Annotated in this window: 17 protein-coding genes; 10 read left to right on the top strand and 7 right to left on the bottom strand. The window is 66.0% G+C overall.

Annotated elements, in window-relative coordinates:
* Nucleotides 1-9 precede the first annotated feature (9 nt).
* The 4 genes from E6C48_RS14510 to uxaC form a co-directional block, all read right to left on the bottom strand.
* Complete coding sequence (locus E6C48_RS14510; protein WP_136358410.1) at nucleotides 10-1,077, bottom strand: ABC transporter ATP-binding protein; 1,068 nt, start codon at nucleotides 1,075-1,077, stop codon at nucleotides 10-12.
* A gap of 77 nt (nucleotides 1,078-1,154) precedes the next feature.
* Nucleotides 1,155-2,330, bottom strand: coding sequence for an ABC transporter substrate-binding protein (locus tag E6C48_RS14505; protein WP_136358408.1), 1,176 nt, complete (start codon nucleotides 2,328-2,330; stop codon nucleotides 1,155-1,157).
* Between the two features lie 102 nt (nucleotides 2,331-2,432).
* Nucleotides 2,433-3,917, bottom strand: a complete 1,485-nt coding sequence (locus E6C48_RS14500; RefSeq protein WP_230978770.1) for a mannitol dehydrogenase family protein — start codon at nucleotides 3,915-3,917, stop codon at nucleotides 2,433-2,435.
* Nucleotides 3,914-5,314 (bottom strand): glucuronate isomerase, encoded by a 1,401-nt coding sequence (gene uxaC / locus E6C48_RS14495; protein WP_136358669.1) that lies wholly within the window; start codon nucleotides 5,312-5,314, stop codon nucleotides 3,914-3,916. Before uxaC ends, E6C48_RS14500 begins: the two co-directional genes overlap by 4 nt.
* 153 nt (nucleotides 5,315-5,467) lie before the next feature.
* Here uxaC and E6C48_RS14490 point away from each other — a divergent pair, with 153 nt between their 5' ends.
* Nucleotides 5,468-6,217: a GntR family transcriptional regulator gene (locus tag E6C48_RS14490; protein ID WP_407940998.1), complete on the top strand. Its 750-nt coding sequence runs from the start codon at nucleotides 5,468-5,470 to the stop codon at nucleotides 6,215-6,217.
* 118 nt (nucleotides 6,218-6,335) lie between these two features.
* On the opposite strand, the gene E6C48_RS14485 is transcribed toward E6C48_RS14490, so the two are convergent.
* On the bottom strand, nucleotides 6,336-6,773 hold the full coding sequence (locus E6C48_RS14485; protein ID WP_136358406.1) for an Lrp/AsnC family transcriptional regulator: 438 nt from the start codon (nucleotides 6,771-6,773) through the stop codon (nucleotides 6,336-6,338).
* 121 nt (nucleotides 6,774-6,894) lie between these two features.
* On the opposite strand from E6C48_RS14485, the gene rocF reads away from it, so the two are divergent.
* The 8 genes from rocF to pobA all read left to right on the top strand — a co-directional run bounded on the left by rocF (nucleotide 6,895) and on the right by pobA (nucleotide 14,017).
* Nucleotides 6,895-7,827 carry an arginase gene (rocF, locus tag E6C48_RS14480; protein WP_136358404.1) on the top strand — a complete coding sequence of 311 codons (933 nt, stop codon included), beginning with the start codon at nucleotides 6,895-6,897 and terminating at the stop codon, nucleotides 7,825-7,827.
* Between the two features lie 2 nt (nucleotides 7,828-7,829).
* Nucleotides 7,830-8,879 (top strand): ornithine cyclodeaminase, encoded by a 1,050-nt coding sequence (locus E6C48_RS14475; protein WP_136358402.1) that lies wholly within the window; start codon nucleotides 7,830-7,832, stop codon nucleotides 8,877-8,879.
* A 208-nt stretch (nucleotides 8,880-9,087) separates the two neighbouring features.
* A complete protein-coding gene (gene pcaD / locus E6C48_RS14470; protein WP_136358400.1) occupies nucleotides 9,088-9,882 on the top strand; it encodes a 3-oxoadipate enol-lactonase in 795 nt (264 codons plus the stop codon).
* A complete protein-coding gene (gene pcaC, locus E6C48_RS14465; RefSeq protein ID WP_136358397.1) occupies nucleotides 9,875-10,270 on the top strand; it encodes a 4-carboxymuconolactone decarboxylase in 396 nt (131 codons plus the stop codon). The genes pcaD and pcaC overlap by 8 nt, the downstream gene beginning before the upstream one ends.
* Before the next feature lie 50 nt (nucleotides 10,271-10,320).
* Nucleotides 10,321-11,037 (top strand): protocatechuate 3,4-dioxygenase subunit beta, encoded by a 717-nt coding sequence (gene pcaH / locus E6C48_RS14460; protein WP_136358665.1) that lies wholly within the window; start codon nucleotides 10,321-10,323, stop codon nucleotides 11,035-11,037.
* Nucleotides 11,037-11,663, top strand: coding sequence for a protocatechuate 3,4-dioxygenase subunit alpha (gene pcaG, locus E6C48_RS14455; protein WP_136358395.1), 627 nt, complete (start codon nucleotides 11,037-11,039; stop codon nucleotides 11,661-11,663). Before pcaH ends, pcaG begins: the two co-directional genes overlap by 1 nt.
* 63 nt (nucleotides 11,664-11,726) lie before the next feature.
* Nucleotides 11,727-12,800 (top strand): 3-carboxy-cis,cis-muconate cycloisomerase, encoded by a 1,074-nt coding sequence (locus E6C48_RS14450; protein ID WP_136358393.1) that lies wholly within the window; start codon nucleotides 11,727-11,729, stop codon nucleotides 12,798-12,800.
* Nucleotides 12,801-12,829: 29 nt separating this feature from the next.
* Nucleotides 12,830-14,017, top strand: coding sequence for a 4-hydroxybenzoate 3-monooxygenase (gene pobA, locus E6C48_RS14445; protein WP_136358663.1), 1,188 nt, complete (start codon nucleotides 12,830-12,832; stop codon nucleotides 14,015-14,017).
* Here pobA and E6C48_RS14440 read toward each other — a convergent pair.
* Both E6C48_RS14440 and E6C48_RS14435 read right to left on the bottom strand, forming a co-directional pair.
* Nucleotides 14,007-15,086, bottom strand: a complete 1,080-nt coding sequence (locus E6C48_RS14440; RefSeq protein WP_136358391.1) for a quinone-dependent dihydroorotate dehydrogenase — start codon at nucleotides 15,084-15,086, stop codon at nucleotides 14,007-14,009. The two genes, pobA and E6C48_RS14440, sit on opposite strands and share 11 nt — an antisense overlap.
* Nucleotides 15,083-15,433, bottom strand: a complete 351-nt coding sequence (locus tag E6C48_RS14435) for a DUF952 domain-containing protein (RefSeq protein ID WP_136358389.1) — start codon at nucleotides 15,431-15,433, stop codon at nucleotides 15,083-15,085. Before E6C48_RS14435 ends, E6C48_RS14440 begins: the two co-directional genes overlap by 4 nt.
* A 119-nt stretch (nucleotides 15,434-15,552) precedes the next feature.
* Between E6C48_RS14435 and E6C48_RS14430 the strand changes: the two genes are divergently transcribed.
* Nucleotides 15,553-15,972 (top strand): hypothetical protein, encoded by a 420-nt coding sequence (locus E6C48_RS14430; protein WP_136358387.1) that lies wholly within the window; start codon nucleotides 15,553-15,555, stop codon nucleotides 15,970-15,972.
* Nucleotides 15,973-16,062: the final 90 nt, after the last annotated feature.

The following is a 16,062-nucleotide window of genomic DNA, read 5'->3' as shown; positions in this document are numbered from 1 at the left end:
TCGCTTGCCTTACGCCGGGAAGATCAGCGTGCGGCCGGCGTCGACCGAGAGTGACACCGGATTCCCGACCGAAACCGGCCGCGCGGCGTGGAAGACGACTTCCGCGCTGTCCGCCTTGCGCGCGGTGCCGACATATTCGCGCCCGCGGTATTCGATCGTCTCCACCGTCGCCGCCAGCGCGTTCGCCTTGCTGTCGGTCACGGTGATGTCGTCGGACCGCGCCACCACGATGGCCGATCCGCCGGTGGCGATGTCGCCGCGCACCGTGCCGGACAATTTGACGCCGCCGACATCGACCGTCCCGCGTGCGCCGTCGCGGTCGACCAGCGTACCGGCGAGGCGATTGCGGTAGCCCATGAACTCGGCGACGTCGAGGTGGTCGGGATTCTCATACAGGTCGCGGGGCGAGCCCATCTGCCGGATGGTGCCGTCACGCAGCACCACGATGCGGTCGGCGAGCGACAGCGCCTCGTCCTGGTCGTGCGTCACGTAGACGGTGGTGGCGCCGAGCTGGTTATGGATGCGCCTGATCTCGGCGCGCATTTCGAGCCTGAGCTTGGCGTCGAGATTGGACAACGGTTCGTCCATCAGCACCAGCGGCGGCTCGATGACGATGGCGCGGGCGATGGCGACGCGTTGCTGCTGGCCGCCGGACAGTTGCCCCGGCAGCTTGTTGCCCTGCGTTTCCAGCCGAACCAGCGCCAGCGCTTCGTCCACCCGCCGCGCTGCTTCGGCCTTCGCCATGCCGCGCATCTTCAGCCCGAAACCGACATTGGCCTTGACCGTCATATGCGGAAACAGCGCGTAATTCTGGAACACCATGCCGAAGCCGCGATCCTCCGGCTTCAACTGGTCGAGGCGGCGGTCGTCGAGGTAAATGCTGCCGCCGGTGGTCGCCAGAAGGCCGGCCAGGCAGTTGAGCGCGGTCGACTTGCCGCAGCCCGAGGGGCCGAGCAGGGCGATGAACTCGCCCTTGCGGATGGTCAGCGAAATGTCCTTGAGCGCGTTCACGGTTCCGAACGAACGGCTCATGCGGTCGAGACGGAGTTCGTCGAATTGCGACGAGGCAAGCAGCATCCGTCGTGGCTCCACTGTAGAGGGAAGTCCGGCCGTACCCAGGCCGGACCTTGAACGAAAATGTCAGGCGGCAGCCGTCATTTCGGCGCGGCGGCGACCTGCTCGTCCCAGATGCGGAACGCGGTGACCATGGCCGAAGGCTCCAGCGGCAGCTCGATCGGGTTGTTGGCGATCAGGTCGGCATATTCGGCGCGGCCGAATTCCTTGATCGCGTCCTGGCTTTCCTGCGGCGCCATGTCGAGGGTGACGTCCTTGACCGCCGGGCCGGGATAGAAATAGCCCTCGTCGTAGGTGAAGGCCTGCTGCTTCGGCGTCAGGAGGAAGGCCATCAGGTCCTTGAGCACGGCGAGCTTCTCGTCGCTGACGCCCTTCGGAACGCACATGTAATGCGCGTCGGCCACCCAGTGGAAGCCCTTCAGCGCGCCGACTGCTGCCTCCTTCGGCACGACGCCGAGGACGCGCGGGTTGATGTCCCAGCCGGTCGTCGTCACCGTCATGTCGCGCGTGCCTTCGCCGAGCTCCTTCATCAAGGCGCCGGTTCCGGTCGGATAGTATTCGATGTATTTGTGCAGTTCTTTCAGGTAGGCCCAGGTCTTGTCCCAGCCTTTCACCGGATCCTTGGGATCGGTGTCGCCGAGCAGATAGGGCAGGCCCATCAGGAAGGTACGGCCGGGGCCGGAATTGGCCGGGCGGGCATAGAGGAACCGGTTGGGGTTCTCCTTCGCCCAGGCAAGCAGTTCCTCGGCCGTGGTCGGCGGGGTCTTCACCTTGTCGGGCATGTATTCGATGAGCGGGCCGGACGGATAATAGGTCACCACCACGCCGTGATCCTGCGCCAGCGTCTGCATGCGTGCAGCCGGCTCCTGGTAGACATCCGCCAGCTTGGGCAGTGCGCCGCTGTCGTCGGGCAGGAGCTTCACCCACAGCCCCATTTCCAGTCCGGCGGAAAGCGCGTCGGTTCCCGTCAGCACGAGATCGATATCGACGCGGCCGGCGTCCTGCTGCGCCTTCAGCTTGCCGGGCAGTTCCGGCGCCGGCGCCTTGGTGAAAGAGATGTTGGAAACGAATTCCGGCTTGGCCTGTTTGTAGTTCTCTATCGCCTTCTGCGTCAGCGCCAGGTTGCCGGCGACATCGACGATGTTGAGGGCGACGGGCGAAGCCGGCGCCTTGGACTGCGCGAAGGCGCCCATCGCAGGCAACACCGCGATACCGGCCATGCCGCCCAATGCCTGTCTGCGGGTGATCTTGTGCATCTTGTTCTCCTCCCTGTGCCGCCTCTCCCGTAGCGCGGCTTCACTAGTAATATATTAGTCTATCAGTTGGCAAGCGCAATCGCTTTCTGCGTCCTTATAGGTTCAGGCGGCGGCCATACGCGCCGCGCTGGCAGCCGCCCCGTTCGCCAGAAGGTCGTCCAGTGCCGCCTCGACAGCCGCTACGAAGTGGGGATTGGCCGGAAGGTCGAGGCCGAAGACCTGTTCCAGTTCCAGGAACGCCGCCGTCAACTCCGCCGCCGAGGCGCAGCCCTCGGTCCGTTCTCTCATGGTCTCGGCGAGCGGATCGCGCACGTCGATGCGCGCGCCTTTTTCGTCCGTGCCGGCGGCATAGCGGATCCATGCCGCCACGCCGAGCGCCAGTTTGGCGAAGGGCGCCCCCGCCGCGATCCGGTCGCGGATGGTGCCGAGCAGCCGCTGTGGCAGTTTCTGCGAGCCGTCCATGGCGATCTGCCACGTGCGATGGCGCAGGGCCGGATTGCGGAAGCGTGCCAGAAGGTCGGCCTTGTAGGCCTCGAGGTCGATACCGGGCAGCCGCGGCAGGGTCGGCGTCACTTCCTCGTCCATCATCGAGCGCACGAGCGTCGCAAAGCCGGGTGCCGCCATGGTGTCGGAAACCGTCTCATGACCGGCCAGATAGCCGAGATAGGCCAGCGTCGAATGGCTGCCGTTGAGCAGCCTGAGCTTCATCAACTCGTAGGGATCGACGTCGCTCACGAACGTCGCCCCGACCATCTCCCACGCCGGCCGGCCAGCCGGGAAGTCGTCCTCGATCACCCATTGGGAAAACGGTTCGGTCATGATCGGCCATGCGTCTTCCATGCCCAGCGCGCGGGAAACGGCGGCGCGGTCGGCGTCGGTGGTAGCCGGCACGATGCGGTCGACCATCGTCGAGGGGCAGACGATTTCGCCGGCGACGAAGCGGCCGAGATCGGCGTCGCGCAACGCGGCGAAGCGGCTGACGACACGTTTCAGCGTTCGGCCGTTGGCCGGCAGGTTGTCGCAGGAGAGCAGTGTGAACGGCCGAACGCCTGCGGCACGCCGGCGCGCGATCGCCTCGACGATGAAGCCGATTGCGCTGCGCGGCAGGTTCGGTGAAGCGAAATCGTGGCGGATGTCGGGATGAGCCTCGTCCAGTTCGCCGCTGGCCGGCGAATGGCAATAGCCCTTTTCAGTCACCGTCAGGGAGACGATCCTGACCTGCGGATCGGTCATGGCCGCCAGCAGCGCCTGCGGGTTTTCGGGCGCGACCAGCAGGCCGGCGCTGGAGCCGATCACGCTAAGGCGCTCGCCGCCACCGTCACGCGCCGCCACCGTGTAGAGCCCGTCCTGCGGCGCCAGTGCGTCGCGCGTGTCGGCGCTGCGCAGGGATGCGCCGACGATACCCCAGTCGAGATCGCCATCGGCAAGCACGGCGTCCGTGTAGACGGCCTGGTGCGCGCGGTGGAAGGCGCCGATACCGATATGCACGATGCCGGTCTGCATCCGGCTGCGGTCGTAGCCCGGCTGGGCTACGGTCGAAGGCAGATCGCGCAGGCGATCGTTGGAAAGCCGAACCGTCGCGCTCACAGCCGGTATGCCTTTTTTGCCAGATTGTAGGCGAGATCGTGGGCGACCTCGTACGCCTCGTCTTCCTCCAGCCGATGATCGGAAACCAGTTCAGCCAGATAGGCGCAGTCGATGCGGCGCGCCATGTCGTGACGTGCAGGGATGGAGCAGAAGGCGCGCGTGTCGTCGTTGAAGCCGACGGTGTTGTAGAAGCCCGCCGTCTCGGTGGTCAGTTCGCGGAAGCGCCGCATCCCGTCGGGACTGTCGAAGAACCACCATGCCGGCCCCAGCCGCAGCGCCGGATAATGGCCGGCGAGCGGCGCAAGCTCGCGGCCGTAGGTCGTCTCGTCCAGCGTGAACAGGATCAGCGTCAGCCGCGGGTCGTTGCCGAACAGGTCGAGCAGCGGCTTGAGATCGCGCACGTAATCCGTGCGGGTCGGGATGTCGGCTCCCTTGTCGAAGCCGAACGTCTCGAAGAGTTGCGGGTTGTGGTTGCGGAAGGAGCCGGGATGGATCTGCATCACCAGCCCGTCCTCGATGCTCATGCGCGCCATTTCGGTCAGCATCTGCGCCCGGAACAGTTCGGCATCGCGGGCATCGACTTCCGGCTTCATCACACGGTCGAACAATGCTGCGGCGTCGGCTTGCGAAAGGTTCGCCGTCAGAGCCGTGGGGTGGCCGTGGTCTGTCGAGGTCGCACCGCGCGCCTTGAAATAGGTGCGGCGGCGGCGATGCGCCTCCAGATAGCCGGCAAAGGTCGCTGGTGTTTCGGCAAGGCCAAGGAGTTCTTCGACGGCTGTGTGAAAACCGGTGCGCGATGCATCGACCACGGCATCGGGCCGATAGGCGGGCACCACCCGGCCCTTCCAGCCCGAGGCGAGGATCGCTTCATGCGCGGCCAGGGCGTCGGTGGCGGCGTCGGTGGTCGAGATCGCCTCGATATTGAAGCGCTCGTAAAGCGCGCGCGGCCGCATGCTCGGATCGGCGAGCTGTTCCGAAATCCTGTCGTAGAGCCTGTCGGCATTGTCCGCACCGAGGCGCTCGCCGATGCCGAACACCGTTTCCAGCGAGTGCTCGAACCACAGGCGCGACGGCGTGCCGCGAAACAGGTGGTAGTTGTCGGCGAAGAGCCGCCATATCTTGCGCCCGTCCGTCTCGACCGGTGTGCCGTCGGGCCGGGGCACGCCGAGCGCTTCCAGCGCGATGCCTTGCGAATAGAGCATGCGGAAGATGTAGTGGTCGGGCTTGACGAACAGCGTCGCGGGGTCCGGAAACGGCATGTCCTCGGCATACCACGTAGGATCGGTATGGCCGTGCGGCGAGACGATGGGCAGGTCGCGTACATGCCCGTAGAGCAGTCTGGCGATATCCCGCTTTGCGGGTTCGGCAGGAAAAAGCCTGTCGGGGTGGAGCGGCATGACGGGTATCCTCTGGTCCGGACCGGCGGCAAGCGGCTTGTCGGAAATGCCCGCTTCCGGGCATATTTTGTCCATGGCGCGTTTGCGAGTGTTGGCTAAGGGTAGGGAATAATATATTAGTATGTCAACCGGGATGAAGATGGGATTCGGGTCATGGAAACGATGAAGGCGGAACAGGCAGCGCAGGAAGCCGGCGCGGTTGCCGCCCGCACTGCGCCCCGCGCCAAGGCGCGTCCGGCTGGGATCGTACGCACCACGGCCGCCGACGCCATCTACCGCGAACTGCACGCGGCTATCGTTTCCATGCAACTCAGGCCGGGCAACCCGTTGAACGAGAAGGCGCTGACCGAGCGTTTCGGTGTCAGCCGCACGCCGGTGCGCGAGGCGCTCATCCGACTCGTCGAGGACGGACTGGTCGAAGTCTACCCTCAGTCGGGTACCTTCGTGGCGCCTATTCCCACCTCGCTCATTCCCGAGGCCGTGGTCATCCGCAAGGCGCTGGAAGGTGCCACCGTCGAGCGGGCGGCCACCATCGCGAGCGCCGACGACGTGGCGCGACTGGATGATATTCTGGCAAGGCAGCGCTTCCTTGCCGGACGGCAGGACACGAACGGCTTCCACGAGGCCGACGAGGCCTTTCATGAGGTGATTGCCGGCATCGCGGGATATCCCGGCATCTGGAACTATCTGCGGCCTGTGAAGGTGCAGATCGACCGGGCGCGGCGCATGACCCTGCCTGCGCTCGGCCGGATGGAGCACGTCATCGGCGAGCACCAGACGATCCGCGACGCCATCGCCGCCCATGATGTGGCGGCCGCCTGCGCCAGTATGAAGGTCCATCTCAGCGCCGTCATCCCCGACGTCGAACTGTTGCGTGAAACCTACCCGGACTGTTTTGTCTGAAGCGGCGTCCGGGCCGAGTAACGGCGACGATCGCACGAAGCGGGAAGGACGAAGGTGATCCTGAGGCGTCCGCGCTTCAGGTGCAATCGCTTGAGGACGCCGGTCGCCCGGATGGTTTTCAGATCCACGCCTTGGTGCTGCGTGGTGTCGCCAGGAGCAGGCTGGTCTCGCTGCCGGTGATGCCGGGGATCAGCCGGATGCGGCGCAGCACGGCGTCGAAATCGCTGAGGCTCGACGTGCCGAGCTCGACCACGAGGTCCCACCGGCCGTTGGTGGTGTGGATGGTCGAGACTTCCGAGAATCCGCCCAGCGCGCGCACCACCCGGTCGGCGGCGTGGCCCTCGATCTCGATCATCATGATGCCGCGTATGCGCTGGTCGACCGCATCGGCGCGCAGGATCACCGTATAGCCGACGATGTCGCCCGACTTTTCCAGCCGCTCCATGCGCGCCTTGACCGTGGCGCGGGAGACGCCGAGGTCGACCGCGAGGTCGGAGATGCTGCGCCGCGCGTCGTGGCGCAGCAGCGCAATCAGTTTCTGGTCAAGCGTATCCATCTTTTCATTATGATAAAGATGCCAATCATATTGCAAACTATATCTGACAAATTGGCAATTATCGCTGTTCGATCCGACGGACGATCGTGTTTGACTCGGTCTGACGCAGGAGATCGACACGATGCGATGCAGGATTGTTGGAGCGCCGGTTCAGGAGGGCAATTCCTATCCCGGCTGTGACATGGGGCCATCGAGCCTGCGTGTCGCCGGCATCGTCTCGGCGTTGCGGGATCTCGGCCATGAGGTCGAGGATATCGGCGGCATCCAGCCGGGCGCGATCCGACCCATGGCGCACGCGAATCCGGCGCTCAAGGCCTTGCCCGAAATCTCTGCCTGGACGGCGGCGATCGCCGAAGCCGCCTATGCGGCAAGCGAAGACGCCATGCCGATCTTCCTCGGCGGCGATCATTCCATTTCCGCCGGCACGCTTGCCGGCGTCGCCCGCCGCGCTGCCGATCTGAAACGCCCGCTGTTCGTCCTGTGGTTGGACGCGCATCCCGACTTCCACACGCTGGACACGACGACAAGCGGAAACCTGCACGGCGTGCCGCTCGCCTATGCCTGCGGCCAGCCCGGCTTCCGCAACTATTTCCCTGACCTTGCCGTCCCGGTCGATCCCGAGCGGGTCTGTACGCTCGGCCTGCGCAGTGTCGATCCGGCCGAGCGCACGGCGCTCAAGCAGGCAGGCGTTACGGTGCACGACATGCGCGCCATTGACGAACACGGCATCGGCGCATTGCTCCGGGCCTTTCTCGATCGCGTCGCCAAGGCCGACGGCATGCTGCATGTCAGCCTCGACGTCGATTTCCTCGATCCCTCGATCGCGCCGGCGGTCGGCACCACCGTTCCTGGCGGCGCTACATTGCGCGAGGCGCATCTGGCGATGGAGATGTTGAGCGACAGCGGGCTTGTAACCAGCCTCGACCTCGTCGAACTCAATCCGTTCCTCGATGAGCGCGGCCGCACCGCCACGCTGCTGGTGGACCTGACGGCGAGCCTCATGGGCCGTCGCATCATGGACCGCCCGACCCGCAGCCATTCCGGGAGACACTGACCATGACCCAGCCCTCACGCCTTGCCATCGTTCCGTTCGTCAGCGTCGATTCGATGATGAAACTCGTGCTGGCGGTCGGGGTGGAGCGGTTCCTGACCGAGCTTGTCGCCTATGTCGAGGAGGACTTCCTGCGCTGGGAAGCCTTCGACAAGACACCGCGCGTCGCCTCGCACAGCCATGACGGCGTGATCGAGCTGATGCCCACCTCCGACGGCACGCTGTACGGCTTCAAATACGTCAACGGCCATCCGAAGAACATGCGCGAGGGGCGCCAGACCGTCACCGCCTTCGGCGTACTGGCCGATGTCGGCTCCGGCTATCCGATGCTGCTCACCGAAATGACCATGCTGACGGCGCTGCGCACCGCGGCGACGTCTGCGGTGGCGGCGAAATATCTGGCGCCGAAGGGCGCGCGCACCATGGCCATCATCGGCAACGGCGCGCAGTCGGAATTCCAGGCCGTGGCCTTCAAGGCGATCGTCGGCATCGATACGGTCAGGCTCTACGACATCGACCGCTCGGCTTCGGAAAAATGCGCGCGCAACCTCGCCGGCCTCGGGCTGGAGACGGTGATCTGCGCTTCCGGACAGGAGGCGGTAGAAGGCGCCGACATCATCACCACGGTGACGGCGGACAAGCAGTACGCCACCATCCTTACCGACAACATGGTTGGCTCGGGCGTCCACATCAACGCCGTGGGCGGCGACTGTCCCGGCAAGACCGAGTTGCACAGGGACATCCTGTTGCGCTCCGACATCTTCGTGGAATATCCGCCGCAGACGCGCATAGAGGGCGAGATCCAGCAGCTCGCGCCGGACCACCCCGTCACCGAGCTTTGGCAGGTGATGACTGGCAAGGCCGAAGGCCGCACGGCGACCAAGCAGATCACCCTGTTCGACTCGGTCGGCTTCGCCACCGAGGATTTTTCCGCCTTGCGCTACGTGCGCGACAAGCTGGCGTCCACAGGCTTCTACGAGGAACTCGACCTGCTCGCCGATCCCGACGAGCCGCGCGATCTCTTCGGCATGCTGCTCAGGGCGGCCAAGTCGTAACGCATGCGGTGACGCCTCCCGCTGGCTGCGCTCTTGACAGCTAGGGCGGTAGCGGTAGCTTTTGTTCGTATTGTCTTGCAATGTTCGCCATGCGCACATTGCCGATCCGAAGAAGGGCGCGGAGAGGTCGTTTGCGGTTCAATTCCAAGGGCGATGCCGTCCGGATCGTTCCGCTCCTTCAGTTCCACCGCGTCGGGCTGCGCTGACCATGGCGTTCGTGCAGGCAAACGGGCTTGCCTTTCATGTCGCCGATAGCGGTGGGCCTGAGAAGCCCGCCATCGTCTTCAGCAATTCGCTGGGCAGCGACTTCCGCATCTGGCAGGAAGTCGCGGACCGCCTGGGTGGACGCTATCGCATCCTCCTCTACGACAAGCGCGGGCACGGCCTCTCCGACGCGCCGCCCGGCCCGTACACGATCGACGACCACACAGACGACCTGCTTGCCTTGCTCGATCATTTCGGCATCGCCAACGCCGCCGTCGTCGGTGTCTCGGTCGGCGGCATGATTGCCCAGCGCCTCGCCGCGCGGGCGCCGCAACGGGTCAAGGCGCTGGTCCTGTGCAGCACCGCGGTGAAGATCGGCACGGCTGAAAGCTGGGCCGCGCGCGTCGAGGCCATCCAGGCCGGCGGCATCGCCTCCATCGCCGACGCGATCCTGGTGAACTGGTTCACGCCGGGCTTCCGCGGCGAGCGTACGGCTGACTACGCCGGCTGGCGCAACATGCTGGCGCGCATGCCGGTCGAAGGTTACAATGCTACCTGCGCCGCGCTCCGCGATGCGGACCTGCACGTCGATGCCGGCGGCATCGCAGCACCCACGCTGTGCGTGGCGGGTGCTCACGACGGTTCGACGCCGCCGGACCTGGTGCGAGCCACCGCCGACCTCATCCCCGGTGCCCGCTTCACGGTGATCGGGGACGCTGCCCACATTCCCAGCGTGGAGGCACCGGGTGTGCTGGCGGAGCTGATCGACAACCATCTGCGCGAGGCCGGCCATGGCTGACGACGACACTCGTTACGAGGCCGGCATGGCCATCCGCCGCAAGGTGCTGGGAGATGCACATGTCGATCGCGCTGGCGCGCAGGCTGGCGATCTCGACCGCGATTTCCAGACCTTCATCGCCGAAGGCGTCTGGGGTTCGGTGTGGACCCGACCGCATTTTTCGCTGCGCGAGCGATCCATCGTCACGATCGCCCTTTTGGCCGCGCTCGGCCATGACGACGAACTCGCCCTGCATATCCGCGCCACCCGCAACACCGGCGCGACGGTCGACGATGTGCGCGAGACGCTGCTGCACGTCGCCGCCTATGCCGGCGTGCCGGCCGCCAACCATGCTTTCAAGATCGCCCGCACGGTCTATGCTGAGATCGCGGACGGAGCGGAACGGTAGGCGGGGAGGGCGCTTCTTTGGCGGACAAGGACACGAACGCGATCCGCGACATGGGATCGTTCTACCAGCGCGACAGGGCCTGGCATCCGCCGGCCTTCACGCCGCAATACAAGACCTCGGTGCTGCGCTCGCCGCAGCACGCGCTGCTGTCGATGGAAGGCACCGTGTCGGAAATGACCGGTCCGCGCTTCGGCCATGGCCAGCTCGGCCCGCTCGACAACGACCTGATCCATAATTTTTCCAGGGATGGCGAGCCGATCGGTCAGCGCATCATCGTCCATGGCCGGATTCTGGACGAGAACGGGCGCCCGGTGCCCGGCGCGTTACTGGAATTCTGGCAGGCCAATGCCGGCGGCCGCTACCGCCACAAACGCGAAGCCTATCTCGCCCCGCTCGATCCCAATTTCGGCGGCTGCGGCCGAACGATCACCGACGACGACGGCCGCTATTGGTTCCGCACCATCCGGCCGGGCGCCTATCCATGGCCGAACGGCGTCAACGACTGGCGTCCGGCCCATATCCATTTCTCCATCTTCGGCCACGCCTTCACCCAGCGCCTCATCACGCAGATGTATTTCGAGGGCGACCCGATGATCTGGCAGTGTCCGATCGTCTCCACCATTCCCGACCGCGCGGCGGCGGAGCAACTCATCGCGGCCCTCGACCGCAACAACACGCTGCCGATGGACGCGCTCGCCTACAAGTTCGACATTGTGCTGCGCGGCCGCCGCTCGACCCTGTTCGAGAACCGCATGGAGGGCAACTGATGGTGCAGAAGCTCGACATGCTGAAGGAAACACCCTCACAGACGGCGGGACCTTACGTCCATATCGGCCTGACGCCGAACTGGTGCGGTATCGACGGCGTCTACCCCGAAGATCTCGGCCGCGTCATGGTCGGGCCGCAGGCCGAGGGCGAGCGCATAACCGTCACTGGTCGGGTCCTGGACGGCAGCGGCACGCCGCTGAAGGACGCGCTGATCGAGATCTGGCAGGCCGATGCCGCCGGCCTGCACAACAGCCCGGTGGAACGGCGCGGTGCGGCCGACCCCCATTTTTCCGGCTGGGGCCGCCAGCCGACCGACGGCGTGACCGGCGAGTTCCGCTTCGAGACGATCAAGCCCGGCCGCGTGCCCTATAAGGACGGTCGCCTGCAAGCGCCGCATATCACCTTCTGGATCGTCGCGCGCGGCATCAATATCGGCCTGCATACGCGCATGTATTTCGCCGACGAGGAAGCGGCCAACGCAGAGTGCCCGGTGCTGGCGCGCGTCGAGCACAAGGTACGCGTGCCGACCTTGATCGCGCCGCGTAGCGAAGGCAAGGATGGCGTGGCCTATACGTTCGACATCCGTTTGCAGGGCGAGAAGGAAACCGTGTTTTTCGACGTTTGAGCGACGATCCGCTGTGGGAAAGCTGACCATGACCGAGCTTTCAGAAACTCCCGGAGCGACCCGGTGACCGGTGCCTCGTCCCGGCCGTTCCTTGCGGCGCTCGTCGGCGACGAGAAGGTCGAGGCGCTGTTTTCGAACGAGGTCGAGCTGGCGGCGTTGCTGGCTGTAGAAGCAGCGCTTGCCGACGCCGAGGCGAAGGCGGGCCTGATCGCGGTGGAGGCCGCCGCCCGCATCGGCGACGTATGCCGGACGTTCTCGCCGGATCGGCAGAGGCTGGCCGAGGGCCTTGCGCGCGACGGCGTCGTCGTGCCGGACCTCGTGCGTCAATTGCGCGAGGCGGTCGGTGAGCCGTATGCCGCTGCGGTGCACAAGGGCGCGACCAGCCAGGATATCGTCGATACAGCGCTGATGCTGCGACTCAAACGCGTCGCAGGCATCGTGGAGAAGCGGCTGGACGCTCTCGTGGCCGGCCTGCGCGACCTGGCCGCCCGCGACGGTGCCGTGCCGTTGATGGCGCATACGCGCATGCAGGTAGCCCTTGCCTTCACCGCCGCCGACAAGATCGAGACATGGCGCGCGCCGCTCGCGCGGCAGGCCGAAGAACTGCGGCGAGTTGGTCCGTCGATCTTCGCGATACAACTCGGTGGCCCGATCGGCACGCGCAGCGGATTCGATGGCAAGGGAGACGCTGTTGCGCGGGAAATGGCGAATGCGCTCGGCCTTGCCGACGCACCTTGCTGGCACTCCGAGCGCGACCGGATCGCCCGTTTCGCCGCGTGGCTGTCGCTGACCTCGGGCCTGCTCGGCAAGCTCGGGCAGGATGTCGCGCTGATGGTGCAGAGCGAGGTCGGCGAGGCCGAGATTTCCGGGGCAGGCGGCTCGTCTTCCATGCCGCATAAAGCCAATCCCGTATCGGCGGAGGTGCTGGTGGCGCTCGCCCGCTTCAATGCCGGCCTGCTCGGTACGCTCAACCAGGCGCTGGTGCACGAGAACGAACGTTCGGGGGCGGCGTGGACGCTGGAATGGCTGGTGCTGCCGCAGATGGCGATAGCGACGGCGGCCGGGCTGACGGCCGCGCGCGGACTGGTGAAGGCGCTGCGCATCCGGCCGTCGCGCGCCGTGGACCGATACGACTGAGCCGGCAGGCCGAGGGGGAGGGGAATAAAATACGCACGCAAGTCGTCATTGTCGGTGCCGGTCCCGCCGGCCTGCTGCTTGGTCGCCTGCTCGAAAACCACGGCGTCGAAACCGTCATCCTCGAGCGCCGCAGCGCTGACTACGTCCTCGGCCGCGTCCGCGCCGGCGTGCTGGAGCAGAAAACGGTCGAACTGCTGGAGCGAGCCGGCGTTTCGCACAGGCTGCATGAGGAAGGGCTGGTGCATGACGGCGTCGAACTGAGCTTCGACGGCGAGCGCCATCGCATCGATTTCCGCGCCCTCGTCGGCCGCACCGTCACGGTCTACGGCCAGACCGAGGTGACGCACGACCTGATGGACGCGCGCGCGGCGTCCGGTGCGGCAACCTTCTACGAGGCCGAAAACGTGTCGCTACACGGTTTCGACGGCGCTTCGCCAAAAGTTCGCTACGTCAAGGACGGCGTCGGCCACGAGATCGCCTGCGACTTCATCGCCGGCTGCGACGGCTTCCATGGCGTGTCGCGCGCCAGCGTGCCGGCCGGGGCGCTGCAAACCTTCGAGCGCGTCTATCCGTTCGGCTGGCTCGGCCTGATGGTGGAGAAGCCGCCCGTTTCCGACGAACTGATCTATGCCAACCACGAGCGCGGCTTCGCGCTCTGCTCCATGCGCTCGCGCCATCGCAGCCGCTACTATGTGCAGGTTTCGCTGGACGAGCGGGTGGAAGACTGGTCCGACGACCGCTTCTGGGACGAGTTGCGCCGCCGCCTCGACGCCGAAACGGCTGAGAGGATTTCCACCGGCCCGTCGATGGAAAAATCGATCGCCCCGCTGCGCTCCTTCGTTGCCGAACCGATGCGCTTCGGCCGGCTATTCCTCGCCGGCGACGCCGCCCATATCGTTCCGCCCACCGGCGCCAAGGGCCTCAATCTGGCCGCGGGTGACGTCGGCCTGCTGGCCGATGCGCTGGTCGAGTTCTATGCGGAGCGTTCGGCGGCCGGCATCGACGCCTATTCGGCGCACGCGCTGGCGCGGGTGTGGGCGGCCGAGCGCTTCTCCTGGTGGATGACCTCGCTGCTGCACCGGCTGCCGGACATGGACGGCTTTACCCGCCGCATCCAGCGAGCCGAGTTCGACCAGTTGCGGTCGTCCGAGGCGGCCGCTCGCGCTATGGCGGAGAGCTACACCGGTGCTTTTGGCGCAGAAAGCGTCATGCGCTGATTGGCTTGGCTGCCCATGCGTCGAGATGGGTATCACGCAGATCCCGGATCGAGGCCGCGCCCTCGCGGTCGAGCGCGCGGCTCAGGCCCGAAACGATCCGGCCCGGCAGCGCCGGCCCGCCATAGATCAGGCCGGTGTAGAACTGTACGAGATCGGCGCCGGCACGGATTTTCTCCAATGCCGTCTCGGCTGAATCGACGCCGCCGACACCGATGAGGATGCGATCCGGCCCGAGCAGCCTGCGCATGCGGGCCACCATGGCGGTGGAGCGCTCGAACAGCGGCCGGCCGGAGAGGCCGCCTGTTTCCGCCGCTTTAGCCGATTTCAGCGGCGGCCGCGCGATGGTGGTGTTGGAGACGATGACCCCTTCGATGGCCTTTTCGGTCACTTCGGCGGCGATGTCTTCGAGGTCGGCTTCGGTGAGATCGGGCGCGATCTTGAGGAAGACGGGCGGCTGTGCGGCGGCCTTGCCGCGCGCGGCCACGACGCGGGAAAGAAGCTCGGCAAGCTGTTCGCGCCCCTGCATGGTGCGCAGGCCCGGCGTGTTCGGCGAAGAGATGTTGACGGTGAGGTAGGAGGCCAGTGCTGCGAAGCGGGCGACGCCGGCCTCGTAGTCGGCGACGCGGTCGGCGCTGTCCTTGTTGGCGCCGATGTTGACGCCGACGATGCCGCCGCGCCGCTTGCGCGCGATCAGCCGCCGTTCGGCTGCCGCATGGCCCTCGTTGTTGAAGCCCAGTCGGTTGATGACGGCACCGTCCTCGGTCAGCCGGAAGATGCGCGGCTTCGGATTGCCCGGTTGCGGAAGCGGGGTGATCGTGCCGACCTCGGCGAAACCGAAGCCCAGCGAAAGCAGCGCGTCCGGCACCTCGGCGTTCTTGTCGTAACCGGCTGCCATGCCGAGCGGATTGGGAAAGGTCAGCCCGCAGGCCGAGACCGCGAGTCGGCTGTCGGGCACCGGTCGAACGGCGACCGGCAAGCCTGAGCGCAGCGCGGTGATCGACAGGCCGTGCGCGCGCTCCGGATCGAGGCAGAACAGCAGGCGCCGGCCGATCGCGTCGAAGGCGCTCATTCGTCCTCCAGCGACGGGAAGATGTGTGATCCGTCGGCGCCGAGCGGCAGCGACTTCACCCACGACACCGTGTCGAGGGCGAGGCGGCCGTAGAGATGCGGGAACAGCGCGCCGCCGCGCGACGGTTCGTAGCGCAGCGCCGGGCCGAGCCTGTGTCCGTCGATCGCGGCCAGCAGCAGCCCGGATTGCCCGGCGAAATGTCGTGCCGCCGTCTCTCGCACTTGGTCGGCGGTGGAGAAATGGATGAAGCCGTCAGCAAGGTCCACGGGCGCGCCGTCGAACCGGCCTTTCGCTTCGGCCTCGCGCCACAGCGCCTGAGGGACTATCTTGTAGATGATCGCGGACATTGCCGCCCTATAATGCGAATGTCCGGCGCGGAAAAGGGCAGGGCGGCGTTGTCCCCATTTCGGGCGCAAAGCCCTGTCATGAAACTCGCTGAAACGGGTATCGGACGAAGGAGGAAGAGATGCGTTTTGCCAGCCTTGCTGCCTGCCTTGCCCTGATGCCGCTTGTCGCGGTTCCCGCCCACGCCAACGATGCCGAGCGCTACAGACTGGAGAAATCCGCCAACGGCTACGTGCGCATGGACACCCAGACCGGCGCCATGTCGATCTGCGAGGAGAAGGAAGGCCAACTCGTCTGCCGCGTCGCCGCCGACGAGCGCAGTGCCTTCCAGGACGAGATCGACCGGCTCCAGGACAAGGTGAAGGGTCTCGACGAGCGTGTATCGAAACTGGAGAATTCTCTGTCGCAGAAGCTGGAATCGAGCCTGCCCAGCGAGGAGGATTTCAACAAGACGATGAGCTACATGGAACGCTTCCTGCGGTCCTTCATGGGGATCGTCAAGGATATGGAAAAGGAAGAGCCTGCTCCGCAGAAAACGTGAAAGGGAGCTTGTTGAAAGCGGCAATTCCAGTCTTTGCCGCTTGAAAACGCCGACCGTGGCCTCATAATCCGATCGCTGATCCCAGGACAT

Origin of the sequence: Ollibium composti (assembly GCF_004801285.1) — a bacterium.
Lineage (GTDB): Bacteria > Pseudomonadota > Alphaproteobacteria > Rhizobiales > Rhizobiaceae > Mesorhizobium > Mesorhizobium composti.
This window is presented reverse-complemented; position numbering and strand designations above follow the sequence as displayed.